The 581-nt window shown below is 52.5% G+C and carries 1 protein-coding gene and 2 pseudogenes; 1 reads left to right on the top strand and 2 read right to left on the bottom strand.

The genetic code is table 11. From position 1 onward, the window contains the following. A pseudogene (locus GOB81_RS17855) lies at positions 1 to 140 on the bottom strand (IS5/IS1182 family transposase); the annotation flags it as partial. A 77-nt stretch (positions 141 to 217) separates the two neighbouring features. Here GOB81_RS17855 and GOB81_RS18080 point away from each other — a divergent pair. Continuing rightward, the gene (locus tag GOB81_RS18080; RefSeq protein WP_408736942.1) at positions 218 to 493 is read left to right on the top strand and encodes a transposase; all 276 of its coding nucleotides are present in this window, start codon (positions 218 to 220) and stop codon (positions 491 to 493) included. Here GOB81_RS18080 and GOB81_RS17425 read toward each other — a convergent pair. Further along, a pseudogene (locus GOB81_RS17425) lies at positions 486 to 581 on the bottom strand (IS5/IS1182 family transposase); the annotation flags it as partial. The gene GOB81_RS18080 and the pseudogene GOB81_RS17425 overlap by 8 nt on opposite strands.

The raw sequence follows: 581 nt of genomic DNA, 5'->3' as shown, positions 1-581 counted from the left end.
TATCAGCCTGATCACGATACAGCACGGCTTCGACAAACAGACGATTATCCGCAGTCGTGCCACCGGACACGGCCTTCACGACCCGGGAGAAGATCATTTATCCGCCCCCACGGACTGTCGCTCAGACCATACCGGCGCATTCACATATCTCCCTGAAAATAGAAAGAAAAAATCACAGATCGAACAGAATTATAAGGCCCATCACTCGGTGCGCTAACTGAGTGATGGGCAATGGGAGAAGATCGGGTTCCTATTGCCCGGTAAGGCGAGCGATCCAGACCGAAGTGGTTTGGATAACCGAGAGTTTGTGAAAGGCTGTCTGTGGGTTCTGCGTTCAGGTGCACACTGGTGTGATCTACCTGAGCACTATGGAAAGAGGAAAACGGTTCACCGTCGCTTTAGCTGCCGGTGTCACGCGGGTGTGTGGGAACGGATATTTGAGTTACAGACTGCTGACCGCGATAATCAGTACCTAGGGCGTGTCGTCAGTTAATTCCGATGATGGCGGAGGCGAGTTGCACGGCAGCGAGAAAGGTTGACTTCAGCTTGTCGTAGCGTGTTGCGATGCCTCTGAAATGCTT

The sequence above is a fragment of the Acetobacter conturbans genome, from assembly GCF_011516755.1.
GTDB classification, from domain to species: domain Bacteria; phylum Pseudomonadota; class Alphaproteobacteria; order Acetobacterales; family Acetobacteraceae; genus Acetobacter; species Acetobacter conturbans.
The sequence above is the reverse complement of the archived record's forward strand: the minus strand, read 5'-3'. Positions and strand labels throughout refer to the sequence as shown.